The organism is Lysinibacillus sp. G1-3, from assembly GCF_056322905.1.
Window position 1 is genome coordinate 69,222 of sequence record NZ_JBWHYQ010000013.1, and the last position, 25,855, is coordinate 95,076.

Below are 25,855 nucleotides of genomic sequence, written 5' to 3' on the forward strand. Positions count from 1 at the left end.
CAGCAAAAAAAGGCCGCACAAAAGTAACTTCCCATCATAAGCATAATACCCATTATATACAAAGTATTATCCTCATTGCTAGCTTCAATTACTGTTTTTTATATCACGCATCTTTTTTATCCCCAAGTAAAACAAATAGACAGATAATAATAGTAAAGGAACAGCGCCAATTTGCTTATCATACAGGAAAATAACTCCTACCACCAAAGCTAAAATAATGATGTAGTTAATAGCCGATTTCATCATCTATTGCGTCTCCCCTTTTTTTTACATTTCTATTATAACGGAAATAAAAAGAAGTGCCTAATCCTAAGACTAGGCACTTAAAACTATACAAACATTTTGTACAAAATAGAATAAACGTTAACGATCATTACATATTACGACGATATTGTCCGCCTACCTCGTATAAAGCATTCGTGATTTGCCCTAAGCTAGCGACTTTTACGGTTTCCATAAGCTCAGCGAAAATATTACCGTTGTTTACAGCTACTTGTTGTAAACGAGCAAGAGCTGCTGAATTCTCGCCTTCATGTTGCTTCCAGAAAGCATGTAGATTACGAATTTGCGTCTCTTTTTCTTCCGTTGATGCACGCGCAATTTCCATATTGTTAATTTCATCTTCAGAAGGCGGATTTGGATTTAAGTATGTGTTAACACCAATGATTGGTAACTCACCTGAATGCTTTAGCATCTCGTAGTGCATAGATTCCTCTTGAATCTTACCACGTTGATATTGTGTTTCCATTGCACCTAGTACGCCACCACGATCATTGATACGATCAAACTCTTCTAGTACCGCTTCTTCTACAAGATCTGTTAATTCTTCTACGATAAACGCTCCTTGTAATGGATTTTCGTTTTTCGCTAAGCCATGTTCCTTCGTAATAATCATTTGAATAGCCATCGCACGACGTACAGATTCTTCTGTAGGCGTTGTAATAGCTTCATCATATGCATTCGTATGCAATGAATTACAGTTATCCTGTAATGCCATTAACGCCTGTAACGTTGTGCGGATATCATTAAAGTCAATCTCCTGTGCATGCAAACTACGTCCAGATGTTTGAATATGATATTTCAATTTTTGCGCTCGTTCATTGGCGCCGTACTTATCACGCATAACAATTGCCCAAATACGGCGAGCTACGCGTCCAATAACTGTGTACTCTGGATCAAGTCCATTAGAGAAGAAGAATGATAGATTTGGCGCAAAGTCGTCAATATTCATTCCTCGACTTAAATAATATTCTACATACGTAAAGCCATTTGCTAATGTAAAGGCCAACTGTGAAATTGGATTCGCACCAGCTTCGGCAATATGGTAACCAGAAATAGATACAGAGTAATAATTACGAACTTTATGATCGATAAAGTATTGCTGAATATCTCCCATCATACGTAACGCAAACTCTGTTGAGAATATACATGTATTTTGCCCTTGATCTTCCTTTAAAATATCTGCTTGCACGGTTCCGCGTACAACCTGTAATGTTTTCTCGCGTGTCTCCGTAAATTCTTCAACCGTTAAAGGTCGATCCAGTTCTTTCTCACGTAGTTTCACTTGCTGATCAATAGCCGTATTCATGAACATTGCCAAAATAACCGGTGCTGGACCGTTAATTGTCATCGATACAGAAGTTGATGGTGCACATAAATCAAAGCCTGCATATAGCTTTTTCATATCTTCTAACGTACAAATAGAAACACCCGACTCTCCAACCTTTCCATAAATATCAGGTCGGTAATCTGGATCCTCCCCATATAGCGTTACCGAATCAAATGCTGTTGATAAACGTTTCGCATCATCATCCTTTGATAAATAATGGAATCGTTTATTCGTACGCTCAGGCGTTCCTTCGCCAGCAAATTGTCGCTTCGGATCTTCCCCTTCACGCTTAAATTGGAATACCCCTGCTGTATACGGGAATTCACCAGGTACATTTTCTTTATAAACCCAGCGTAAAATTTCACCATAATCTACGAATTTCGGCAAGGCTACTTTAGGAATTTTCGTACCTGATAAACTCGTTGTCTTTAAAATTGTTCGTATTTCCTTATCTCGTACTTTCGTTACTAATTCATCTCCAGCATACGCTTCTTTTAAAGCATGCCAATTATCTAAAATACGTTTAGACTCAGCCGTTAATTCATCTCTGACACCTTCCGCTAAAGAAGTAAGAGATGCGATTAATGCATCATTTGGCGCCTTTTCCTTAATCGTTTCAATAGATCCCTCTAACTGGAATAGACGGCGAGCAAATTCCACCTGTTGCTCTGATTTTTTATGATAGCCACGCACAGTGTCCGTGAGTTCTCGTAAATAATAACGACGGTCGTTTGGAATAATCACATCTTGCTTTTGCGTTTTCGCAAATTGCTCATAACCCGTCTCCCAATGACTACCTGTCTTCGTATTAATGATATTTACTAATGCTGCAAATAAAGCATTCGTTCCTTTATCATTAAATTGACTAGCAATCGTACCGTACACAGGCATATTATCAAGTGATTCATCCCAAAGCTCTCGAGAACGTTGATATTGCTTCTGCACTTGACGTAGTGCATCCTCAGAGCCTTTGCGTTCAAATTTATTGATGGCAATCACATCCGCAAAATCAATCATGTCAATTTTCTCAAGCTGTGTAGGCGCACCAAATTCACTTGTCATTACGTACATAGATAGATCAGTGTATTTTGTAATTTCCGCGTCACCCTGACCAATACCACTTGTTTCAACAATGATTAAATCATAGCCCGCTACACGCGTTACATCTAGCACGTCTCCAATGGAAGCAGTAAGCTCTGTACGAGATCCACGAGTTGCTAAACTACGCATATATACGCGATTATTGAAAATCGCATTCATACGAATTCGGTCACCAAGTAAAGCCCCACCTGTCTTTTGCTTTGTCGGATCGACAGACAGAATAGCTACGCGCTTATCCGGAAACTCTTTCAAGAAACGACGAATTAATTCATCTGTTAAGGAAGATTTACCTGCACCACCTGTTCCCGTAATACCTAATACAGGCGTCCCTTTTGAGCGTTTGCGAGCTTCCGCTAGCATCTTTTTCGTTTCTTCATCTTCATTCGATTCAGCCGCAGTTAATAAGTTTGCTAAAATTTCAGGTGTTTCTGTTGATAGAGCATCCAGCTTTTCTTGATAGCTACCTATAGCAGTTGGGAAATCAGTTCCTTTAATTTTCTCATTAATCATCCCTTGTAATCCTAAAACACGCCCATCCTCTGGTGAGAAAATCCCAGCAATCCCGTAAGCATGTAGCTCTTTAATTTCACGCGGTAAAATAACACCACCGCCACCACCATAAATTTTAATATGTGGCGCCCCTTTTTCACGCAGCAAATCATACATATATTTAAAGTATTCCATATGTCCGCCTTGATAAGATGATACTGCAATACCTTGCGCATCCTCTTGAATCGCAGCATTTACGACTTCTTCCACGGAGCGGTTATGCCCTAAATGGATTACCTCTACACCGCTTGATTGCAAAATACGTCGTATAATGTTAACCGAAGCATCATGTCCATCAAATAGACTTGATGCTGTAACAAAACGCACGTGATTTTTTGGACGATATACTTCTACCTTTGTCATATGAAATCCCCACTTTCTCCCCTTAATCAATTACACCTTTGTGTGATGAAACAGCTTTCTATTTATAAAAAAATCGGTAATTGCAATGTCGCTTTATGCAATTACCGACAACCCCTTTACAGAACTTATTAGAACCCCTTTATGCCTGAAATGAACAATGTTATTTGCATTTCAATAAATTCGTCAATCGAGTGCTGACGATGGAGCGCCCATTTACGGAATGCCCAGCTTTGTCCAGAAACGACTAAATTATTTGCTGCTAAGTGAATTTGTTTATCTGTCATCGTTATTTCACCTGACTGCACACAGCGTTTTAGTAATCGCTCAAAAGTAGCAACCATCTCAAACTCTTTACTAAATACATAGCGTTGTGCTTCTTTCGACAGCGATTTTGTTTCCTGATACATGATTGTCAGCTCATCAACCAAACTATCAATTTGCAAGAAATACTCTCGAATCATTTCCTTTAGCTCTTCAATCGTTCCTGCCTTAATTTCAAAACTTGAAAGTCGCCCCATCGCATGGTGATAAATACTATCACATACAAGGTAAAGGACGTCTTCCTTCGTACGAATATATTCATATAATGTTCCGATACTAAAGCCTGCAGCTTTTGCGATTTCTCTCGTTGTGGCACGGTGAAACCCTTTTTCTTTAAATAATTTAATGGCTCCCTCTATCATCTGTTCTCGACGAATGGCGATGAGATTTTCATCTTTTACTGTTGACTGTACTTGGGGTCTTTTATCTTTTTCTGTCATACGTTACTTTGTCAACATACGAGAGATAACAAGTCGTTGAATCTCTTGTGTACCTTCGTAAATTTGTGTGATTTTTGCATCACGCATGAAGCGCTCAACTGGATAATCCTTCGTATAACCATATCCACCAAAGACTTGAACCGCCTCAGTCGTTACACTCATCGCCGTATCCCCAGCCATTAATTTTGCCATTGCAGACGCCTTACCATAAGGTAGACCATTCGATTCTAACCAAGCCGCTTGGTATGTAAGCAGTCGAGATGCTTCAATTTGAGTTGCCATATCTGCAAGCTTAAAGGATATACCTTGGTTAGCAGTAATCGGCTTACCAAATTGCACACGCTCTTTACCGTATTCAACCGCTGCATCCAATGCACCTTGCGCAATCCCTAAAGCTTGTGCGGCAATACCATTACGTCCTCCATCAAGTGTTGTCATCGCAATTTTGAAGCCTTCTCCCTCAGCTCCAAGCAGGTTTTCTTTCGGAACGCGACAGTTATCAAAAATAATTTCAGTTGTAGGAGATGAACGAATACCTAGTTTTTTCTCCTTCTTCCCTACCGAGAAGCCTTCAAAGCCTGCTTCAACGATAAAAGCAGATGTGCCATGTTTAGCTTCTGGATCTGTTACTGCAAATACAACATATGTATCTGCTACTCCACCGTTTGTAATGAAGATTTTCGAGCCGTTTAAAATATAGTCATCGCCATCACGTTTTGCATATGTTTTCATGCCACCAGCATCCGAACCTGATCCTGGCTCCGTTAAGCCGTAAGCACCGATATGTTTACCTTCTGCCATTGGACGAAGGTATTTTTGTTTTTGTTCTTCATTACCGAATTTAAAAATCGGCCAACCCGCAAGTGAAGTATGTGCTGACAAAGTTACCCCTGTTGAAGCACATACACGTGATAATTCTTCTACTGCAATGACATATGCAAGATAATCAAAGCCTGCACCGCCGTATTCTTCTGGCCATGGAATACCTGTTAAGCCTAGCTCTGCCATTTTATCGAAAATTGCACGGTCAAACTCTTCGTTCTCGTCACGTTCAGCTGCTGTTGGTGCTACTTCATTCATAGCAAAATCACGAATCATTTCACGTAATTGCTCATGCTCTTCTGTTAATTGAAAGTTCATTGTCCATTTCCCCTTTTTCGTTAGACTCAGTTTTGTTGATTTCTATATGTGATGATGTTTCGCGGGATTAACGGTCTTCCCTGTACAATCGTCAATCATCCTTGAAAAATCAACTTCGCAATAACATCAGACTTTATTTAAGTAAATGTTTACTAATGACTAGCTTTTGAATTTCGCTTGTACCCTCGTATATTTCTGTCACCTTTGCATCTCGGAAATAGCGTTCTACAGGATAGTCTTTTGTATAGCCATAGCCACCAAAAATTTGTATAGCGTCTATCGCTGTTTGCACGGCTGTACGAGAGGCAAAAAGTTTCGCCATCGAGGCCTCGGCTCCGCATGGCAACCCTTTTGTGCGTAAATCTGCTGCTCGAAAAACTAGTAATTTTGCTGACTCTACAGCAGTTGCCATATCAGCAAGCTTGAAGCCAACCCCTTGTTGCGCTGCAATAGGCTTTCCAAATTGGACACGTTCTTTTGCATACGCAGTAGCTGCCTCTAGCGCCGCTTCGGCAATGCCTAGAGATTGAGCTGCGATTCCAATACGTCCAACGTCTAAGTTAGCCATTGCAATTTTAAAGCCTTCCCCTTCCTCCCCAAGAAGGTTTGCAGCTGGAATACGACAGTTGTCGAATGTTAGTTGAACTGTACGTGAGCCATGTAAGCCCATTTTATGTTCATCTTTACCTATGATTAAGCCTGGTGTTCCTTTTTCAACTATAAATGCTGAAATACCACGTGTTTTTCCAGCAGGATTCGTTGAGGCAAAGACAATATAAACATCTGCTTCTCCACCGTTTGTAATAAACACCTTGGAGCCATTGATGACATATTCATCTCCATCTCGCACCGCTTTGGATTGTAAAGAGCCAGCGTCAGAACCAGCGCTAGGCTCTGTTAAACAAAATGCCCCTAAATATTCACCCGCAGCAAGCTTTGGAACATAGCGTTTCTTCTGTTCATCGTTACCGAAATAAATGATAGGATTTGTTCCAACCGAAGTATGCACGGATAAAATAACACCCATTACTGCGCTAACCTTTGATAGTTCATTGATCGCAATTATGTACGATGTGAAATCCATCGCTGAGCCGCCTAATTCCTCAGGCGTTGTAATCCCCATTAAACCTAATTCTCCCATTTGCGCAAGGAGTTCACGCGGAAACTCTCCTGCTTCCATACGCTCTACCCACGGTTCAATTTTATCCTGAGCGAAATTTCGAACCATATCACGCATCATTATTTGTTCATCTGTAAATTGTAAATGCATCTATAATGTCACCCCTGTACGTTGTCCCGTAGCATTTCATTTCATTTGAATCGTCCCATCCCCATAGGATTATTCATAAACGTAAAAGCCTCTTCCGGATTTTTTACCTAGCCATCCTGCTGCCACATATTTACGAAGCAATGGACAAGGTCTATATTTACTATCGCCTAAGCCCTCATGTAAAATCTCCATGATGGATAAACATGTATCAAGGCCAATAAAGTCTGCCAATGTTAACGGTCCCATCGGATGATTCATGCCTAGCTTCATTACATCGTCAATGGCTTCTTTCGATGCTACCCCTTCATACAATGCGTAGACCGCTTCATTAATCATTGGTAATAAAATACGATTCGAAATAAAACCTGGGAAGTCATTTACTTCCACCGGCGTTTTCGATAGTTTTACTGTCATGTCTTCAACTGCTTTGTAGACTTCATCACTAGTAGCTAACCCTCGAATAATTTCTACAAGCTTCATAACAGGTACAGGATTCATAAAGTGCATACCAATCACTTGCTCTGGACGATTTGTAACAGCTGCAATTTCCGTAATTGGTAAAGATGATGTATTCGTAGCTAAAATGGTGTGTGCCGGTGCAATCTGATCAATTTGCTTAAAGATGGATTGCTTCACTTCCATATTTTCCACAGCTGCCTCGATGATAATATCTACATCACTAGCATCCTGTAAATCTAGTGACATATTAATACGACCTAAAATGGCTGCCTTCTCATCCTCCGTTTTACGCCCCTTTTCGACATCACGTGTCAGGTTTTTCGTAATGACTCCTAAACCGCGTTCGAAAAATTCTTGTTTCATGTCGTTCAGTTTTACATCATAGCCAGCTTGTGCACAAACTTGTGCAATGCCAGAGCCCATTTGCCCTGCACCAATAACCATTACTTTTTGAATTCCCATCATTCGTGTCCCCCTGTTTTCGGTACTTCAATCATAATCGCATCGCCTTGCCCTCCACCTGAGCAGATAGCAGCAATTCCGATACCACCGCCACGACGTTTTAATTCATGAGCAAGTGTTAAAATAATGCGTGCTCCAGATGCTCCGATTGGATGACCTAACGCAACTGCACCACCGTTAACATTGACCTTTTCAGCATCTAAATCCGCCAGTTGCTTGCTGACAAGAGCTACTGCTGCAAATGCTTCATTGATTTCAATCAAATCAATATCAGCTAATGATTTCCCCGTCTTTTTAAGTAATTTGTTAATGACAAGCCCTGGTGTTTGCGGGAAGTTCTCTGGTTCAATCGCAAGCTCTTCATGGCCGATAATCACCGCAAGCGTCTCTCTTCCTTCACGCGCTGCACGTTCCTCACTCATTACTACTAAGGCACATGCCCCATCGTTAACGCCAGGTGCATTACCTGCTGTAATCGTTCCATCCTTGTCAAAGGCTGGCTTAAGTTTTGCAAGTACCTCTATTGTTGTACCAGCTCTTGGTGCCTCGTCCGTATCGACATGAAGCGGCTCTCCCTTACGTTGTGGAATTTCCACAGGTACGATTTCTTCAGCAAAGTAACCCTTCTCAATTGCTGCAAGTGCACGTTCATGACTGCGAACAGACCAAGCATCCTGCTCCTCACGGCTTAACGAATATTCTTTGGCCGTTACATTGCCGTAGATTCCCATATGCGGTCTTGTCTTATCGAAAGCACATGTTAAGCCATCATATAGCATGCCATCTACCATTGTTGAATCGCCCATGCGTAAGCCTGTTCGACCGTTTTGTAGATAATACGGTGCATTGGACATAGATTCCATACCACCAGCGATTATTACTTCTTCGTCCCCTAATCGAATTAGCTGATCCGCTAGTGTTACAGCACGCATCCCTGACGCACAAACTTTGTTAATCGTTTCTGTTTTCACTGCTATCGGTAAGCTTGCTTTGATCGCAGCCTGCCTTGAAGGAATTTGGCCCTGTCCCCCTTGTAAAACGGAGCCTAAAATTACTTCATTCACTTCATCAGGCGAAATATTCGCTTTCTCAAGTGCCCCTTTTATGGCAATCGCGCCTAAATCACTAGCGCTTAATGCTGATAGTGAACCCCCAAACTTACCAAATGCAGTTCTTGCTCCTGCTAAAATTACTGCTCTATTCAAGTAAAACACCCCTTTTGTTTTACGTTCTAGAAGAAGTATAAGAGCATTAATGTTGACTGAACGCTCGCTCGACCTCTATCGATGAAAAATGGGAGTATCAATTATGCCTCGGCATAATTGCGTCCGGAATCGGCTTTGTGCTTAGGCCTGCACGATGCAGGTCAGTTAGCCGTTATCGCATGGATGCGATGATTTTAGGCTAACATCCCCTAAGAACTCCTTCCCGATTCCGCGACATCCGCCGGAGGCATTAACTCCCATTTCCATTTAATCTTATTCTACAAAACAATTATTTATTGTGCAATTTATATTTTTCAGATAACTAAAATATTTCTGCAATAACCATCATTTTTCTGCGTTAGTCTCTGCTTTCTCGTTCTGTTCGACACTGTCCACCGAAGCTACTACTTCTTCAACCATTACATCCGCTGCTTCTTCAACAGATTCTTCGACAGCTTTCACTTTTTCACCAAATACTGAACGCTCCAATAGTTCTGCAACATCGAATGTACCGATTGTATCCTCAACCTCTTTTGCCTTCGTACCATCCTCAAGCATCGTTAAGCAGTAAGGACATCCAGAAGAAATGACAGAAGCATTCGTTGCTAAAGCTTGCTCTGTTCTCGCTACGTTAATTCGGTTGCCAACATGCTCTTCCATCCACATTAAGCCGCCACCTGCGCCACAGCACATTGCTTCCTCACGATTACGCTCCATTTCCACAAGCTTAATACCTGGAATACCTCGTAAAATCTCACGTGGTGCATCATAAACATCGTTATAACGACCTAAATAACAAGAATCGTGGAACACAATCGTTTCATGAACTTCGTAATTTAACGCTAGACGATTTTCATCAATCAATTGATTCAATAGTTCAGTATGGTGGTAGACCTCACCCTTCCAGCCAAAGTCTTGGTATTCATTTTTAAAGATATTGTAAGCATGTGGGTCAATCGTAACGATTTTCTTCACGTCGTTTTTCTCAAATTCATCAATATTCGCTGTCGCCAGCTCTTGGAATAAAAACTCATTTCCTAAACGACGTGGAGTGTCCCCAGAGTTTTTCTCTTTATTTCCTAAAATCGCAAACTTCACGCCTGCCTCGTTTAATAGACGACAGAATGCTAAGGCAATTTTTTGTGAGCGGTTATCAAATGCCCCCATTGAACCTACCCAGAATAAGTATTCCATTTCTTCGCCTGATTTTTTCAGCTCTTTCACTGTTGGAATATGAATTGTCGGATCTAAGTCACGCCAATTTTCTTTTTCTTTACGGTTTAAGCCCCAAGGATTGCCTTGACGTTCGATATTTGTCATCGCGCGTTGTGCATCAGGGTTTACTTTTCCTTCAGTCATTGTTAAGTAACGGCGTAAATCAATAATTTTATCGACATGCTCATTCATAACAGGGCATTGATCTTCACAGTTTCGGCAAGTTGTACATGCCCAAATCTCTTCTTCTGTAATGACTTCGCCGATTAAAGAAGGGCTGTAGATATCTTCAATAACTGCCCCCTCAGCACCAGCTGCCATCGCTAACTGATTCCCCTTTGTTTTAGCAAAGAATTGATATGGTACCCAAGGCTTTTGCTTTGTCTCAACAGCACCTGTAAATGTTAAATGATCACGTAGCTTCACGATTAAATCCATCGGTGATAGCATTTTCCCTGTCCCTGACGCTGGACACATATTTGTACAACGTCCGCACTCTACACAAGAATATAAATCTAGCATTTGTTTTTGTGTGAAGTCTTGAATACGTCCAACACCAATTGCTGGAATATCCTCTTCATCTTCAGCATTTTCTAATGCTTCAAAATCGATTGGTGTTAAAGTACCTGTACGATCTAAACGGTTCATGTACACATTGATTGGACTCACAATTAAGTGGAAGTGCTTCGATTGTGGTACATACACTAAGAATGTTAATAGAATTAATAAGTGCGCCCACCACATTACATAGAAAACAACTGCCGCTGCTGATGCTGGTAAGAAGCTAAAAATAGCAGCAATGCCAGAAGCAACTGGCTCTGTATAAGTTAGTTCTTCACCATGCCAAATTAGTCCCATACCATTTGCAAGTAATGTGGATACCATTAACCCGCCAATGAATATTAAAACAAGCCCATTTTTCCAGCCTCGTTTTAGACGTACTAGCTTTTCTACATAACGACGGTAAAATGCCCACACAACCGCCACTAAAATCATTAATACTACAAGCTCTTGGAAAAATGTAAACACACTATAGAAAATGCCAAGCGGCAAATGTGATCCAGGTGCTAACCCCTTCCAAATTAAATCAATGGCACCTAGCTGCACCATCAAAAATCCATAGAAGAACATAACGTGAATTAAACCACTCTTCGGATCTTTTAATAGCTTATTTTGGCCAAGTACATTGACCATAAGATAACGAATTCGTTCTTGAACACTTTCATCAAACTCAACCTTTTTCCCCAATTGCACAAACTTATAGCGTGTTTTTAACAGATAGAAAAATAACCCTACTGCATAAAGCACAACCACGACTGTTAGAACAATGTTTGCAATTACTAATGGACTCATGGTTGGTCCCCCCTTTAGTTTGTCGTAAGTTTCTCTCTTTGTAGTAAATTTGCTAGTTCAATCATTATATTCCTATTCTAATAAATGAGTGAGCATTCAGTCAACATAAAACGGAAATATTTCTGATAATTTTATATTCTTACATTTTACAAGATAAAAAGCCACCCTGAATTTTCAAAGCGAGCTATTAACCACTATAGAGATTTATTCATTTATATTATGAATCTATCTTTTAATTGTCTTCAGATATTCAAAAAGCCGATTTGCATCATGTTTTTGATGACAAATCGACTTTTTCAAGTGTGCTAGATTTCAACGTGATGCCTTTAGCCTTTCGTAAAAACCAAAATTATTCCGATAAAAGCTAAAATTGTTCCGATAAATCTTCAAAGTATTCTTCGAAAAACGAATTCATCACAATAACGTAGAGTTCATCCACAACTTTTAGTGATCAAGTTATTTTTTAAACACATTGCCGCTTCGAATATATTCAATATCCGCAACATTCAATCGGAAATTCACAACACGTGCAACCGCAAATAAATAATCAGATAGACGGTTTAAATATTTTTGTACAATTGTCGGTACATCTTCGATTTCCTTCATAAGCGTTACCATTTGACGCTCTGCTCGGCGTGCTACTGTGCGAGCAATGTGTAAAGTTGCAGCTGCTGGTGCACCGCCTGGTAGAATAAAGCGTTGTAACGGTGGTGCTTCATCTGACAATGCATCGATACGCGATTCCAACACTTCAATCGGCTGCTCTGTAAGCTTATAATGACGCTCCTTCATAACATTAGCAAGGTCTCCGCCTGCATCAAAAAGCTCATGCTGAATCGTTTCTAAATCAATTAGAATATCCTTGAATAGCTCACGATCTAGTTCACTAATAGCCTTACCAATAAAAGAATTTAATTCATCGATGGCCCCATATGTCTCTACGCGTAAGCTATCTTTGTCAACGCGTCCACCGATAAGACTTGTTTTCCCTGTATCGCCTGTTTTCGTGTAAAGCTTCATTTCTCTCATCTCCTAGAATTGTTTTTTATCAATTTCGCCTTGGCGTAATTGTTGCTGTCGCTACGTTAGCACTACGCTTTCGCACAGATAAACAATGCGTCCGGATTTTGAATTGTGCCCGCACAATTCATTCCCTTGAAAATCCGTGACATCCGCCGGCGGCATTATCTTCATTCAGCAAGTGTATCTGCTGAATGAAGATAATTTTTTATTGCCTGCACAGTCGTTTCAAAAACACCTCTACCGATGATCTTACCTACATCAGTAATGGGACCGCCGTACAGCATTTCTTCCCCTTTTTGTGTCGCTGCAATCAATAAACTATCTGTAGCAGTACCTGTTGCAATCGTACCACTAAGCTCATCACGAATATTTTCTGATTGCAATGCCTTTGTTTTCGCCTCATTAGCTGTCATCATTGCTTGGAAAAACGCTTCTTCTGATAAACAGCCATTCACGATGACCCACGTATTTATAGTACCAATATATGGTTCATCTTGTCTTTCATGTGCACGAGATACATCAACAGCATTACCAACCCCAGCCGTAACAGCTACAAGAACGCTACCAAAAGAAGCTTGAAATTCGTTAATAGCTACAAGTTTTGTTGGGACAGCTGTTAACATGACGACTGTACTTGTAGATGAAAAGTGCTCCTTTAGTAAAAATTCAGCGACCTCTCTCTTTACATCATTAATCACATAATCTATTGGTACAGAACGATTTAACAGACAATCATACCAACCGATACCCGGATTATGGACAGCTGAGGACACCATTTTTAAAGGAAACTCTGATTGAAGCTTAATGTACTGATCTGTAACAGTGAAATTTTCTTTTTTAATGACAGCACGTTGCTGATGTTCAACGGTGGCTGGCATCATTGTAATTTGAGGCTTTGGAATTTCTGGATGTGCATAAGTTGCCACTCGAGCATGATAGACATCTTCAATTTGCGAAGCGACTAATACTTCATGCGGCGCCCCAAATGCCCGCATCCGTCCTTCCTCCATTAGTAATAATTCATCACAGTAAAGAGAAGCTAAATTCATATCATGCAGTACCATAATAACGGTCAAACCACATTCTATTGCTTCCTTTCGTACCATATCTAAAATTTGACGTTGATGCGCAATATCTAGATGGTTGGTCGGCTCATCTAGCAGCAATATTTCCGCTGTTTGTGCAAGCGCTTGGGCGACAAAAACCCTTTGCTGTTCACCGCCCGACAAAAATTCCATCGGTGTCTGTTCATAGCGCTTTACACCTGTTTGCAGCATTGCATGTTGCACTGCTTGTTCATCACGAGCAGACCAGCTTGAAAAGAAGCCTGTTTGATGTGGATAACGTCCAAGCGATACAGCCTCCCTTACACTGTTTGAAAATGCATTAGCATGTAATTGTGGCAGCACTGCCATCTTCTTTGCTAATGCACGAGCAGTGTAAGAGCTACTGTTTTTACCATCTACTAATACAGTGCCTGCAATTGCTGGTAGTATGCCACTTATTACTTTTAACAGTGTGGATTTCCCACTACCATTCGGCCCTAAAATCCCTAGTATTTTACCTTTTTCAACGGAAAAACTTATATCGTGGACGATCGGTACGTCTTCATAACCACCGGAAAGATGTTCAACAACAATCATGCCCGTACCCCCTTGCCTCTACGTTGTTTATAAAAAATATAGGAAAAAACGGGCGCCCCAATAAATGCAGTAATGACACCAATCGGCAGCTCTCTTGGCATAATAATTGTTCTTGCTATTAAATCACAAATAATTAGCAAAGTTGCCCCATTTAAAAATGATAACGGCAATAAATGACGATGATCTGAACCCCAAACCATTCTCGTCATATGAGGAACAACTAAACCAACAAAGCCAATCGTTCCAGAAACAGCTACCGCTGCTCCTGTCAACATGGATCCACCTACTAAAATAATATATTTACTACGTTTAACATTGACACCTAAATGCTTCGCACGTTCTTCACCATATAACAGAACATTTAACTCACGTCTTTGAGTCCAAAGCATAATAGAGCCAATAATGACAAACGGAATGATCATCTGAACGTAAGGCCAACCACGCATCGATACTGAACCGAGCAACCATCCGATTACTTGGCGTAGCTCCTCACCAGATAATGCAATCATTAATGAAATCAAGGAACCTAAAAATGAACTAAATATTACCCCTGTTAAAATAAGAGTTTCCATTTTTAGTGAACGGTCTACTATTCTAGCAAAACCCATAACAGCAAACATTGTTAATATGGCCCCTATCATACTAAAGACTGGCAATGTAAAATGACCGATTACAGGTATTGAGACACTAAAGAAAATCGTCATCACTGCGCCAACTGATGCACCGGAGGAAACACCTAACGTATAAGGATCAGCCAAAGGATTTTTTAATAGGCCTTGAAAAGCTGCCCCTGCAATAGCAAGTGATGCCCCTACAAGCCCTGCTAGCATCACTCGAGGTAAACGAATCTTCCATAAAATATTGGCAGCTGTTTCATCGGCCGCCTTATTCCACAATACTTCTAATGGAATATGAACTGAGCCTATCGCTACACCACACCAGATGCTAATGATTAAAAGCGTAATTGCTGTTACATAGGCTACAATTGTTTTACTCATTTAAACGCCTCTGGGTAAACGGCCTTTGCTAATTCCTCAAAACCATCTGCTAATCGAGGACCTTGACGACTTGTCGTACTTTCATCCACTTGTACAATAGCTTTATTTTTTACGGCAGTTACTGTCTCAAAGCCTGGACGTTGTGGAATTTTCGTTAAAATATTCGGTACATAATTATATGCCACAACAATGACATCTGGATTTTTCGCAATAATTTGTTCAGCTTCAATTGGATACCAGTCATTTACATCTGCTGCCACATTTTCGGCATGAATCATTTCTAGCATTTCATTCATAAATGTACCTTTACCAGCTGTATAAATCTGTGGCTCATCAGACGATTCTAAAAAGACTTTCTTTGGCTCAACACCCTTAAGTTTTGTTTCAACTTCTTCAATTTTATCCTTCATATTTGCGACTATTTTTTTAGCCTCTTCTAGTTTTCCCGTTGCACGACCAAGCTGTTCAATCGTTGTGTAAGTTTCATTAAAGTTTTTTGCATCCGCTACAACAAATACTTTCACACCGGCAGCCTCAAGCTGTTCAATTGCTCCTTTTGAATAACTCATACCGGATGCATGTGCAAAAACGATATCTGGCGTTAACGCAATAATTTGTTCAATATTATAATCTACACCGCCAACCTTATCTTTTTTAGTAGCCTCTGCTGGATAATCGTCATTATCTGTTACACCTACTATTTCATCATTTAAGCCAAGACCAAATAAAATTTCAGTGTTACTTGGAATGAGAGAAACTATTTTTTCAGGAGGTGCTTCTAGCGTAATATCTTTGCCAACAGCATCTGTTATCGTCATTGGAAATGTTGCTTGATCTACTTTAGATGTCTCTTGCTGCTCAGCAGATGACGGCTTGTCATTTGTCGCCTCTTTTGTGTTGCACGCTGCAAGCAAGCCAACAGCTAAAAATGCTGATAATCCTATTTTCCAAAATTTCTTCATGTGAATCCCCCTTAGTCTATCTGTGCATAAAGTTAACGACTTGTTTATCTGATTGATCGATACATTTTAGGTTTTATCGTTTAAGGTTGTGGAGTTGTTTATCTCTCAACGTTGTGGCGATATCATCCAACTTTTTAAGTTTATCACCCAACTTTGTGGATTTATCGACCACATCGTGTTTCCGCACAACATTATGGGGTTATCACCCAACATTTTAGGCTTATCGCCCAACTTTTTGAGTTTATTACCTAATATTGTGGAGGTATCTCCCTCTTTTTCAAATTTATCGATATTCAGCTTACAAAACAAATACCCCTCATCATAAAAAAAATGAGGGGGTCAAATTTGCACAATATACATATACAAAATCCACCATCCTATCCTCGTAGGCTACAACGTGTTTTCTATAAAGGCAGGTCTCCTGGCTCGTGCTTCATACGGTTTTTCAAGCCTTCCCGAAATTTTCAGTGGCGTAGATTGAAAAAACTCACACTTACAGTGGCGGGACCGCATCGGAATTACACCGATTTCCCTTTTCACTTTACTTAAGTAAAGAACCTTTATAATATTCAGTTGATTGTATTATACATGAAAATCAAAGAAGTCGCCTCCATTCGAGACGACTCTTCATCAAATCAATTATGCTCGTCATAATTGCCACAGGACGTGGCGTGCTTAGACTGGGTTCCTCTATTTCAGCGGATGTTTGGACGCTGAAAAAAGTTAAACTATGTCAGAAAAATACTGTACCGTTTTCATTGGTGCACCCATTTCTCGTAATGCCCATGTATTCTCTAAATAAATGTCTGCTAGCTTCTCATATTTGCCGCCGACTCTTTGTGCCCATTCAACTGCTACAACACTTTCATATAAATGTGCCATTTGCTCTGCGACCTTTTTTGCTTCAAACGTTTTTGTTGCATCATCTAAACGGCTAAATGTTTGCCAAGTTGAATCTAGTTTCGCTAATTGCCCTACTACAATTTCAACTAATGGACTGTCAGCCAGTTTTTCTAGACGTTCCTCCATAACACGAACAAACATTTCGTGCACATGAAACTTATCTACTAAACGAATGAGCTCTAAAGCTAAAATATTTGCAGTCCCCTCCCATACGGTAAGGACCTGTGCATCTCTTAATAACCGAGGTGTAACAAAGTCTTCAATATAGCCGTTTCCGCCATGTAATTCAATGGCTTCACTCGCATAATGTACAGCTTGCTCAGCCGTTTCTTTTTTCATGATTGCAATATACAAGCGGTTCAAAATGATGTCCTCTTTATTCCCCTGTCCACTAGTTACTTTATCGTATAGCTGAATAAGATCAAAAACCGTAGCAACTTCTACATGAAGCTTGGCAGCAAATTTCCCTAGTGTATCCTGGATCATAGGATATTGCGTTAAAGGCTTACCAAATGCATGGCGATTTGTCACATAGTGCTTCGCCTCTAAATAGCCGCGACGCATGATGCCGATAGAAGCAACTGCATTGCAAATTCTTGATAAATTAAGCGCCTCCAACATATAGTAAATCCCTTTATTCGGATCACCAACAACATATGCGAGCGCCCCATCAAATTCCACCTCACCAGAAGGTACTGCTCTAACACCAAGTTTATCCTTTAAACGCCGAACGCGCAGATTATTAACTGTGCCATCATCATTTCTCCATGGAACTGCAAACAATGTTAAACCCTTTGAGCCTGCGCGAGCCCCTTCCATGCGAGCCAATACCATAGTCACTCCACACATTCCAACGTTAGATGCAAAATATTTCTCACCATATAAACGATACTGATTGCCGTCCTGTCTTGCCTCTACAACATTCGCTCCGACATCAGAGCCACCTTGGCGCTCCGTTAAAAATGTAGCCCCCTCATAAAGCTCTGTCTCTCCAGTTGCACAAACATGTGGTAAAAAGCGCTCCTTCACCTCATCACTCGCATAATGATCAAGCAGATAAGCCGTTGCCATCGTTAACGTAACAGGACAGTAAAAGCCTGGTTCAGCATGTGATAGTATATAACCTTGAGCAAAGCTATACACATAGTTGCCCTTTCTACCTAATTGCGGAATATCTTTATGCACATAGCCAACAATGCCAGTATTGTACGTCTCTTCAATTGTTTTTTTATAGCCGTCATTGACCCAAATCTCTGACACTTCTTCACCATAGGCATTATACCTTTGTAATCGAGGTTCACCCTCTCTATCCGTATGTTTAGCTCTCACATCAATATCTCCTGCACAAAGCTCACCGAAATCTGTTAGCTCACGTGTTGCATATTCCGCAAACTCTTTATCTAGCATCATTTCTAAAACGTTTTGAAGTGTATCATTCTCTTTAAAAAAGTTGGTTGTCTTCATTTCTTCCTGCTGTAAAACCTTCATTTTATCTCACCTCTTGTCCTTTCAACGTTTGTTTTAGTATTTTGCCTGATGCATTTCGTGGTAGCGCTTCCACACGTTCGAACATGCGTGGAATTTTATATTTAGCAAGATGCTCCTCCAAATAAGCTTTAAGTTCGTTCTCGTCAATTTCTGTTTTAGCAGCATAAACAGCCTTCACGGTTTCTCCCCACTCCGGATGTGGTACACCTATTACAGCAACTTCAAATATTCCCTCATAACTCAACATACGATCTTCAATTTCTTTCGGATAAATATTCACACCGCCTGAAAAAACGACATCCTTTTTACGATCAACAATCCAAATATAGCCGTCCTCATCTAAGCGAGCTAAGTCACCTGTTTTCAGCCAGCCATCTATAAATGCAGCCTTTGTTGCGATATCATCCTTGTAATAGCCCAGCATATTGCTCTCACCGAATAACACAATTTCTCCTACTTCACCAACACTGACATCTTCTCCAATGTCGTTGATAATACGCAGCTCTGCTCCAAGTGGTGCACGTCGCCCAACGCTCCCCGCCTTCGTTGCATGCTCTTCACCAAGCAATATTGAACCGTTTGGCCCAGCCTCTGTTAAGCCATAGACACAAGTTAAATTTTCTGTTCTAAAAGCTTTTTGTAAATGACGGACTTCGTTTTGTGATAACGGTGCGCCACCATATGCCCACCATTTCATCGATGATAAATCAGCTGTTTGCAATCTTGGCAGTTGGGCAGTTAACAAATATGCAACAGGCGCTCCAAAGAAATGCGTCGTCCGCTCCTGCTCTATTGAATCAATAAATAAATCAGGTGTAAACGTTGGTGTTAACACGTTTGTTGATCCTACAAGTACCCCTGCCATTAAAAATAAATGTAATGGAGCTGAATGCGTTAATGGCATCATAAGAAGGATCCGGCTTTCTGGCTTTACTTCCATTTCCACTGCAATCATTTGCGCTACAGATAAAATATTGCGATAGCTAAACAACACACCCTTTGGTTTTCCCGTTGTACCCGATGTATATAAAATCGTTGAGACATCATCTTCATTCAACTGGCAATCAATGGTTTGAGTGCTTGCATGTTCAATAAGTGTTTCATAGTTTAGCCAGCCAGCGTACTCTTGACCCGTTTTGATTTTTAAAGGAACTACCGTGATGTTTTCAACTGCTGCAAAAATTGCCTCATGCACTAAAATAGCTTTAGCATCAGCATGCCGAGCTACATACTCGACCTCCTGCAACGTAAATTTCGCATTTACCGGTACGACAATAGCCCCGATGCGCTGAATAGCAAAATAGCTAACAACAAACTCTAAAACATTTGGCATAAAAATGATTACTTTTTCGCCTTGTCGCACACCCTGCTCCACTAAAGCATGACTAAAACGTGTCACTTGCTCATCTAAATCACGATAAGTTACTCGTCTGCCCTGACAAACAACCGCTTCACTCATAGAGTACTTTCGCGCATTACGTGCTAACAAATTTGAACTATTCATCAAGCATCTCTCCCTTTAAAGTCGCTAATTTTTCTGTAAATATGCCTTGTAACTGCTGTATCTCCTTTTTTATCTGTACAAGCTCTGCAATTTTGCCATCAATCTCTTCAATTTTTTGTTCCCCATACTCGACCGTACGCTCCAACTGCTGAATGCCCGTGCGATCATAATCAAACAGCAACACCATCTCCTTAATCTCCTCAAGTGAAAAACCGTACCGCTTTCCTCGGAAAATAAGCTTAAGCTTCGCTAATTCTTTTTTTGAAAAGGTTCGCTGATTAGTAGATGATCGATTGGGATGAAGCAGCCCCAGCTCCTCATAATAGCGAATTGTCCGTGTTGAAACATTAAACTGCTTAGCCACTTCTTGAATCGTCTTCAATACCATCTCCCCCTTCCCATTTTTCATCAGTATATCATTGACGCTAACGTAAGCTTCAACAAAATATCTGAATTTTGCAGAAAATTATAGTTTTAGAGAGATGAATCTGATTATTTCGGAGATATTATCTGGCACTTTGATGGTTCTATCCATGGTTTTGGAGTTCTATCCGCGATATTGGGGGTTCTATCCACGGTTTTGGGGATTCTATCCACGTTTTTGATGGTGCTATCCACGGTTTTGGGGTGCTATCCACGATTTTGATGGTTCTATCCACGGTTTTGGGGTGCTATCCACGGTTTTGGGGTGCTATCCACGGTTTTGGGGTGCTATCCACGATTTTGATGGTTCTATCCACGGTTTTGGGGATTCTATCCGTCGCTCTGGCGGTTCTTTCCGTCGCTTCGACTATTCTTTCCTTCGCCACGGCTGCTCCTTCCGTCGCTTCTGATTCTTTCCGTCGCTTCGACTATCCTTTCCGTCGCCACGGCTATTCTTCCGTCGCTTCGGAATCTTTCCGTCGCTTCGACTATTCTGCCACGGCTGCTCTTTCCCTCGCTTCGGATTCTTTCCTTCACCTCGGCGGTTCTTTCCCTCGCCTCAGCCATTCTTTCCCTCGCCTCAGCCATTCTTTCCGTCGCTCCAGCTATTCTTTCCCTCGCCCCAGCCACTCTTTCCGTCCGTCGCCCCGTCATTCTTTCCGTCGCTCCAGCCGCTCTTTCCCTCGCCTCAACCGCTCTTCTTGCTACCTAAAACAAAAAAACCCCCGGCACATGATTGTGCCGGGGGCTGGAAAGACGATTATTACATTTTTTCTGGTGCTGATACGCCGATTAAGCGTAGTGCGTTGGCAATTGTTGTACGCACAGCAGTGATAAGGGCTAAGCGAGCTTCTGTTAGCTCTTTATTTGAAGCATCTAACACTTTTTCAGCGTTATAGAAGCTGTGGAATGCAGCTGCTGTTTCTTGAATATAGTTGGCGATACGGTGTGGTGTACGGTGCTTCGCAGCATCTGCTACCATTTTCGGGAAGTCGCCCACTTTTTTCAGTAAATCGATTTCTTTTTCAGCAGTTAGTAGGCTTAAATGATCTGTTGTTGCAGCAAAGCCTTGCTCATTTGCTGAGCGTAAAATTGAAGAAATACGTGCATGTGCATATTGTGCGTAGTATACTGGGTTTTCGTTTGATTGAGAAACGGCAAGGTCAAGGTCAAAGTCCATGTGAGAATCGCCTGCTGTTTTCACGAAGAAGTAACGAACTGCATCTAAGCCAACTTCTTCTACAAGCTCACGCATTGTAACAGCATTCCCTGTACGTTTAGACATTTTGAATTTCTCACCGTTTTTATAAAGTTGAACCATTTGGATGATTTCTACTTCAAGTGTATCACGGTCGTAACCAAGCGCCTGAATGGCAGCTTTCATACGTGGGATATAGCCGTGGTGATCAGCACCCCAAATATTAATTAATTTATCGAAGCCGCGTACAATTTTATCTTCATGATATGCGATATCTGGAGTCAAATATGTGAAAGAGCCATCATTTTTAATTAACACGCGGTCTTTATCGTCGCCAAATGTTGTCGAACGGAACCAAGTAGCACCGTCTTCTTCAAATACATGGCCATTCGCTTTTAGTTTATCTAAAGCTACTTCGATTTTGCCGTTTTCGTATAGTGATGTTTCTGAATACCACTCATTAAAGTTTACACGGAAGTTTGCAAGGTCTGTTTTTAACTTGGCTAATTCTAACGCTAAACCATGTTGACGGAAGAATGCAAAACGTTCTTCTTCAGATTTTGATAAAATTGCATCGCCATGCTCGCCTGCTAGTTTACCAGCGATTTCAATAATATCTGGACCGTGGTAGCCATCCTCTGGCATCTCAGCATCCAATCCTAAAGCTTGCTTATAACGAGCTTCAAGTGAATACGCTAAGTTATTAATTTGGTTACCTGCATCGTTAATGTAGTACTCACGAGATACTGCGTAACCTGCCATATCTAACACATTACATAATGAATCCCCTACAGAAGCTCCACGTGCATGACCTAAATGAAGATCTCCTGTTGGATTTGCAGATACGAATTCAACTTGAACTTTTTCTCCTGCACCAGCATTTGAACGGCCATAATCAGCACCTTGCTCAAGCACTGCTTTTACAACACCTGTTAGGAAATCTTTACGCACAGTGATATTCATGAAGCCAGGGCCAGCAATATCGATTTTTTCAATATCTGTCCCTGCTGTGTCTAGGTTTTCTAAAATTGCTTCTGCAATCGCACGTGGTGGTTTTTTTGCTAACTTCGTTAATTGCATTGCAATGTTTGTTGCATAGTCCCCATTTGCCTTATCCTTCGGTGTTTCTAGGTGAATATTTAACTCTGTGCCAGCTTCGACTAAACTAGCTTTTTCAACAGCCTGCGCAATTGCCACTTTAATGGCTTGTTGTACTTGTTCTACTGCGTTCATCATTGTACCTCCGTAAATGTAATGTCTAATGTATAATTGCCAACGGATTGCCCACCCATTAGTAAATCGTACTGTACATGGAAATCTCCACTTACTGCCTGCTTTGTAAATGTCATTTCCTTCGTGTCTATGACGAGTGGCATTGAACCTAATTCACTTTCATAATGACCCATTTGTTGTTCAATTATGTTAAGTGGTAATCGCATTTTTACTGCTCCATTACGCATAATTAATGCCTGTTCATTGCCTAGCTTCATAGTTGTGCGGATGGTTTTATCCTCTTGCACCTCTTCATATTTCAAATATATGCTTCCTGCTTTTTCAAGTAGCTGCCCTGTTAGCAACATTTCATAACCTTCAGATTCCCCCTCAATTGGGCGAATTGTAGAAATGAGCTTAATGTTCACCTGCGATCTTGCTTCGTTCGCCATTATGGACGCTCCCTTTTAATGTTTTTACTATAACCTTTTTATTATAGGATGAATACTCATATTTTTTCAAGATAGAAGTAAGTAATCTATCCGATGTTTGTTCAGAATTACTTACCATTTAAGTATTGACACAATTTCCCTGTAAATCTACAGTTATATTATAAAGTTTGAATTTTCAATCATTTTTTCGAAATGGGGGTTGCTTTATGTTAACACTTGAACAAATTCATGCTGCAAAACGAAGAATTTCTCCTTATATATTTGAAACGCCTATTATTCGATTAAACGGGCTCGATCATCTTTTAGGATGTCACGTCTACATAAAAGCCGAGAATATGCAAAAAACAAACTCCTTTAAGCTTCGAGGGGCTCTCAATAAAATGCTTTCCACACCATTAGAACAATTACAAAAAGGCGTAGTTGCTGCATCCTCAGGAAATCATGGCAAAGGTGTTGCATATGCTGCCAAACTGTTAAATAGTAAGGCAACAATTGTTCTACCGGATTCAGCTCCTACCGTTAAGGTTGAGGGAATACGTGCCTTAGGTGCAGAAGTTATACAGTGTAAGCTAACAGAAAGACATGTCCTTACTGAAAGACTTAGTCGTGATCATGGCTATTGCAACATACATCCTTATGATGATTACGATATTATGGCAGGGCAAGGAACAGTAGGCTTGGAAATAGTAGCACAGCTTCCAGATGTCGATACTATAGTTGTGCCTATTGGTGGTGGTGGATTATTAAGTGGCATTGCAACTGCTGTCAAATCCATAGCCCCTCGTATCAAAATAATTGGTGTGGAGCCAGCTGCTGTTTCGCGTTATACAAAAAGCTTAGAAGCTGGTGAAAGATTGCTTTTAGCCGAACACAAATCTTTGGCAGATGCCCTACTAACTTTACAGCCAGGGGAACGGAATTTTCCAATTGTCCAAGAGCTTGTCGATGAGGTTGTAAGTGTAGATGAGGCTTTGATCCAACGTGGGATGAAAACCTTACTCGCCGAGGGTAAAATTATCGCAGAACCCTCCTCTTCTATCGGAATTGGCGCTGCCCTGCAAGGAGCTTTACCTATTCATAAAAACGAAAAAGTATGTTTCCTCATTACAGGAGGCAATGTCGGATTAGAGGCTTGGACTTAAAGGTATTAGCAAAAAAGGCATCCACTCAAATGAATGAGTAGATGCCTTTTTGACTGTCGAGTTTAAACATAGCTTTCAGGATTTTTTAAATTTATAGCATTCTTCTTAGGAAATAAAACTCTCCAGAAATAAATTGCGAGAACCATTAACACAATACAATGGAAGATATAAATAGAAACAGCAAGAACATCCGGCTCACTTTTATCGGTCATGAACGCAATAAAATCATGCGTAGCGTGCCATATAATCGGAAACATAATACTTTTTGTCTTTGCAACAATTTCAGCACAAACTAGCCCAAAGAGGAATGCAAAAGTTATTTGTAGTAATATCATTAATAAATCAGCACCGGAAAGTATATTTGCAAAATGTCCAATACCAAACAAAATTGAGGAGCCTATAATAGCCACTTTAAGCCCTTTCGCTGATAAATATTTGAAAATTAGGCCTCGGAAAATAAACTCTTCACAAAGACCCACGGCAATAACAAATAAAAGTAAAATAAGTACGTATCGCGCAGAAGAACCATCTTGATCTGTAATACCATTAAAGAATGCAACTAGCTCAAAAATAACGATAACAACCATCCACGCCTCTGCTTTAAACTTTCTAAATCCGAAATCTCGGAAAGAAAATTTACTTTTTTTCATAATCCAAAGAGTGACAAGTACACCAACTGCAAAGGCAATAAATTGAATCAAAAATATAGAGTTCAAGCTACTTATATTTTTCACCGTAATAATTACACCAGCTATGGTAGGAAAAACAATTGCCAGCAAAGTAAATAATATTGATAAAAGAATAGGTGAATTTTTCATTTTCATTTATTTTCTCCATTCAATAATTTTAGTTTAACGCCTTCAAAAACATCTTTTAAAATACTCTCAATTTCTGAGCTATCTAAATCGCAAGTATTCGTCGCACACATTGTTGCAATACCATGTGAAGTTAACCATGTATCGATAAATAGGGATCTAGCGGAGGTTTGAGTTAATCCTGTTAATTTTGAAATTATTGCTATAATCCCTTGGTTTTCTACGTCATTTAATAAATCCGAAAAGCTGGAGATTTTATATTTATTGGATAGAAATAATAGCTCAAATAGCTTTTTTTCTTCGCGAGCAAAGTTAATATAAGCCAAACCCATCCCTAAAAAAGAACTTTCTTGCAAGCCTTGAAACATTCTTTCGTTGTATAGATTCCCAGCCCTTTCATATATTGCATACTTCAAATCATCCATATTCGAGAATAATCGAAATATAGGCTTTGTCGAACAACCTAACTCTTTTGCTAAATCTCTTGCATTCACACTATCAATGCCACTCTTCCTAGCCATTTCAAAAGCACAATCCAATAATATTTCCTCTGTAAACCGTTCTTTTGGTGCCAAAAAATTCGCCTCCTCCAATAGGTAACATCC

20 protein-coding genes and 1 riboswitch are annotated in these 25,855 nt (G+C 40.4%); of the genes, 1 reads left to right on the top strand and 19 read right to left on the bottom strand.

The window, feature by feature from the left end; genetic code table 11:
- Positions 1-84: 84 nt before the first annotated feature.
- From ACVYAD_RS15225 to ACVYAD_RS15305, 17 genes are all read right to left on the bottom strand, one after another.
- On the bottom strand, positions 85-246 hold the full coding sequence (locus ACVYAD_RS15225) for a hypothetical protein (protein WP_170938864.1): 162 nt from the start codon (positions 244-246) through the stop codon (positions 85-87).
- Between the two features lie 127 nt (positions 247-373).
- Positions 374-3,622: a fused isobutyryl-CoA mutase/GTPase IcmF gene (icmF, locus tag ACVYAD_RS15230; RefSeq protein WP_476427022.1), complete on the bottom strand. Its 3,249-nt coding sequence runs from the start codon at positions 3,620-3,622 to the stop codon at positions 374-376.
- 128 nt (positions 3,623-3,750) lie between these two features.
- On the bottom strand, positions 3,751-4,383 hold the full coding sequence (locus ACVYAD_RS15235) for a TetR/AcrR family transcriptional regulator (protein ID WP_197139646.1): 633 nt from the start codon (positions 4,381-4,383) through the stop codon (positions 3,751-3,753).
- Between the two features lie 3 nt (positions 4,384-4,386).
- Complete coding sequence (locus ACVYAD_RS15240) at positions 4,387-5,523, bottom strand: acyl-CoA dehydrogenase (RefSeq protein ID WP_476427023.1); 1,137 nt, start codon at positions 5,521-5,523, stop codon at positions 4,387-4,389.
- Positions 5,524-5,656: 133 nt separating this feature from the next.
- Positions 5,657-6,793, bottom strand: a complete 1,137-nt coding sequence (locus ACVYAD_RS15245) for an acyl-CoA dehydrogenase (RefSeq protein ID WP_349660663.1) — start codon at positions 6,791-6,793, stop codon at positions 5,657-5,659.
- 69 nt (positions 6,794-6,862) lie between these two features.
- Positions 6,863-7,714, bottom strand: a complete 852-nt coding sequence (locus ACVYAD_RS15250) for a 3-hydroxybutyryl-CoA dehydrogenase (RefSeq protein WP_476427076.1) — start codon at positions 7,712-7,714, stop codon at positions 6,863-6,865.
- A complete protein-coding gene (locus tag ACVYAD_RS15255) occupies positions 7,714-8,919 on the bottom strand; it encodes an acetyl-CoA C-acetyltransferase (protein ID WP_476427024.1) in 1,206 nt (401 codons plus the stop codon). The genes ACVYAD_RS15250 and ACVYAD_RS15255 overlap by 1 nt, the downstream gene beginning before the upstream one ends.
- A 345-nt stretch (positions 8,920-9,264) precedes the next feature.
- Positions 9,265-11,487, bottom strand: coding sequence for a heterodisulfide reductase-related iron-sulfur binding cluster (locus ACVYAD_RS15260; RefSeq protein ID WP_476427025.1), 2,223 nt, complete (start codon positions 11,485-11,487; stop codon positions 9,265-9,267).
- 456 nt (positions 11,488-11,943) lie between these two features.
- Positions 11,944-12,507: a cob(I)yrinic acid a,c-diamide adenosyltransferase gene (locus tag ACVYAD_RS15265; RefSeq protein ID WP_079559371.1), complete on the bottom strand. Its 564-nt coding sequence runs from the start codon at positions 12,505-12,507 to the stop codon at positions 11,944-11,946.
- Positions 12,508-12,677: 170 nt separating this feature from the next.
- A complete protein-coding gene (locus ACVYAD_RS15270; RefSeq protein WP_476427026.1) occupies positions 12,678-14,153 on the bottom strand; it encodes an adenosylcobinamide amidohydrolase in 1,476 nt (491 codons plus the stop codon).
- Complete coding sequence (locus ACVYAD_RS15275) at positions 14,150-15,151, bottom strand: FecCD family ABC transporter permease (protein ID WP_386829446.1); 1,002 nt, start codon at positions 15,149-15,151, stop codon at positions 14,150-14,152. Before ACVYAD_RS15275 ends, ACVYAD_RS15270 begins: the two co-directional genes overlap by 4 nt.
- Positions 15,148-16,113: an ABC transporter substrate-binding protein gene (locus ACVYAD_RS15280; protein WP_476427027.1), complete on the bottom strand. Its 966-nt coding sequence runs from the start codon at positions 16,111-16,113 to the stop codon at positions 15,148-15,150. Before ACVYAD_RS15280 ends, ACVYAD_RS15275 begins: the two co-directional genes overlap by 4 nt.
- 394 nt (positions 16,114-16,507) lie before the next feature.
- A riboswitch (cobalamin riboswitch) is annotated at positions 16,508-16,690 on the bottom strand.
- 146 nt (positions 16,691-16,836) lie between these two features.
- A complete protein-coding gene (locus ACVYAD_RS15285; RefSeq protein WP_476427028.1) occupies positions 16,837-18,504 on the bottom strand; it encodes an acyl-CoA dehydrogenase family protein in 1,668 nt (555 codons plus the stop codon).
- A 1-nt stretch (position 18,505) separates the two neighbouring features.
- The gene (locus ACVYAD_RS15290) at positions 18,506-20,008 is read right to left on the bottom strand and encodes a class I adenylate-forming enzyme family protein (protein ID WP_476427029.1); all 1,503 of its coding nucleotides are present in this window, start codon (positions 20,006-20,008) and stop codon (positions 18,506-18,508) included.
- Positions 20,001-20,390 (bottom strand): MerR family transcriptional regulator, encoded by a 390-nt coding sequence (locus ACVYAD_RS15295; protein WP_476427030.1) that lies wholly within the window; start codon positions 20,388-20,390, stop codon positions 20,001-20,003. The genes ACVYAD_RS15290 and ACVYAD_RS15295 overlap by 8 nt, the downstream gene beginning before the upstream one ends.
- Before the next feature lie 804 nt (positions 20,391-21,194).
- On the bottom strand, positions 21,195-22,862 hold the full coding sequence (gene argS / locus ACVYAD_RS15300; RefSeq protein WP_476427031.1) for an arginine--tRNA ligase: 1,668 nt from the start codon (positions 22,860-22,862) through the stop codon (positions 21,195-21,197).
- Entirely contained in the window at positions 22,862-23,293 is a 432-nt protein-coding gene (locus ACVYAD_RS15305) for a YwiB family protein (RefSeq protein ID WP_323648762.1), read from the bottom strand. The genes argS and ACVYAD_RS15305 overlap by 1 nt, the downstream gene beginning before the upstream one ends.
- A gap of 206 nt (positions 23,294-23,499) precedes the next feature.
- Between ACVYAD_RS15305 and ACVYAD_RS15310 the strand changes: the two genes are divergently transcribed.
- On the top strand, positions 23,500-24,435 hold the full coding sequence (locus ACVYAD_RS15310) for a threonine ammonia-lyase (RefSeq protein ID WP_476427032.1): 936 nt from the start codon (positions 23,500-23,502) through the stop codon (positions 24,433-24,435).
- A gap of 62 nt (positions 24,436-24,497) precedes the next feature.
- Here the strand turns inward: ACVYAD_RS15310 and ACVYAD_RS15315 are convergent, their stop codons facing one another.
- Positions 24,498-25,259, bottom strand: a complete 762-nt coding sequence (locus tag ACVYAD_RS15315; protein WP_476427033.1) for a lysostaphin resistance A-like protein — start codon at positions 25,257-25,259, stop codon at positions 24,498-24,500.
- The gene (locus ACVYAD_RS15320) at positions 25,256-25,825 is read right to left on the bottom strand and encodes a TetR/AcrR family transcriptional regulator (RefSeq protein WP_476427034.1); all 570 of its coding nucleotides are present in this window, start codon (positions 25,823-25,825) and stop codon (positions 25,256-25,258) included. Before ACVYAD_RS15320 ends, ACVYAD_RS15315 begins: the two co-directional genes overlap by 4 nt.
- Positions 25,826-25,855 lie beyond the last annotated feature (30 nt).

Coding starts and splice junctions, on each gene's coding strand:
- ACVYAD_RS15225 (WP_170938864.1), bottom strand. CDS start 246: ATGATGAAATCGGCTATTAACTACATCATTATTTTAGCTTTGGTGGTA.
- icmF (WP_476427022.1), bottom strand. CDS start 3,622: ATGACAAAGGTAGAAGTATATCGTCCAAAAAATCACGTGCGTTTTGTT.
- ACVYAD_RS15235 (WP_197139646.1), bottom strand. CDS start 4,383: ATGACAGAAAAAGATAAAAGACCCCAAGTACAGTCAACAGTAAAAGAT.
- ACVYAD_RS15240 (WP_476427023.1), bottom strand. CDS start 5,523: ATGAACTTTCAATTAACAGAAGAGCATGAGCAATTACGTGAAATGATT.
- ACVYAD_RS15245 (WP_349660663.1), bottom strand. CDS start 6,793: ATGCATTTACAATTTACAGATGAACAAATAATGATGCGTGATATGGTT.
- ACVYAD_RS15250 (WP_476427076.1), bottom strand. CDS start 7,714: ATGGGAATTCAAAAAGTAATGGTTATTGGTGCAGGGCAAATGGGCTCT.
- ACVYAD_RS15260 (WP_476427025.1), bottom strand. CDS start 11,487: ATGAGTCCATTAGTAATTGCAAACATTGTTCTAACAGTCGTGGTTGTG.
- ACVYAD_RS15265 (WP_079559371.1), bottom strand. CDS start 12,507: ATGAAGCTTTACACGAAAACAGGCGATACAGGGAAAACAAGTCTTATC.
- ACVYAD_RS15270 (WP_476427026.1), bottom strand. CDS start 14,153: ATGATTGTTGTTGAACATCTTTCCGGTGGTTATGAAGACGTACCGATC.
- ACVYAD_RS15275 (WP_386829446.1), bottom strand. CDS start 15,151: ATGAGTAAAACAATTGTAGCCTATGTAACAGCAATTACGCTTTTAATC.
- ACVYAD_RS15280 (WP_476427027.1), bottom strand. CDS start 16,113: ATGAAGAAATTTTGGAAAATAGGATTATCAGCATTTTTAGCTGTTGGC.
- ACVYAD_RS15285 (WP_476427028.1), bottom strand. CDS start 18,504: ATGAAGGTTTTACAGCAGGAAGAAATGAAGACAACCAACTTTTTTAAA.
- ACVYAD_RS15290 (WP_476427029.1), bottom strand. CDS start 20,008: ATGAATAGTTCAAATTTGTTAGCACGTAATGCGCGAAAGTACTCTATG.
- argS (WP_476427031.1), bottom strand. CDS start 22,862: ATGAACGCAGTAGAACAAGTACAACAAGCCATTAAAGTGGCAATTGCG.
- ACVYAD_RS15305 (WP_323648762.1), bottom strand. CDS start 23,293: ATGGCGAACGAAGCAAGATCGCAGGTGAACATTAAGCTCATTTCTACA.
- ACVYAD_RS15310 (WP_476427032.1), top strand. CDS start 23,500: ATGTTAACACTTGAACAAATTCATGCTGCAAAACGAAGAATTTCTCCT.
- ACVYAD_RS15315 (WP_476427033.1), bottom strand. CDS start 25,259: ATGAAAATGAAAAATTCACCTATTCTTTTATCAATATTATTTACTTTG.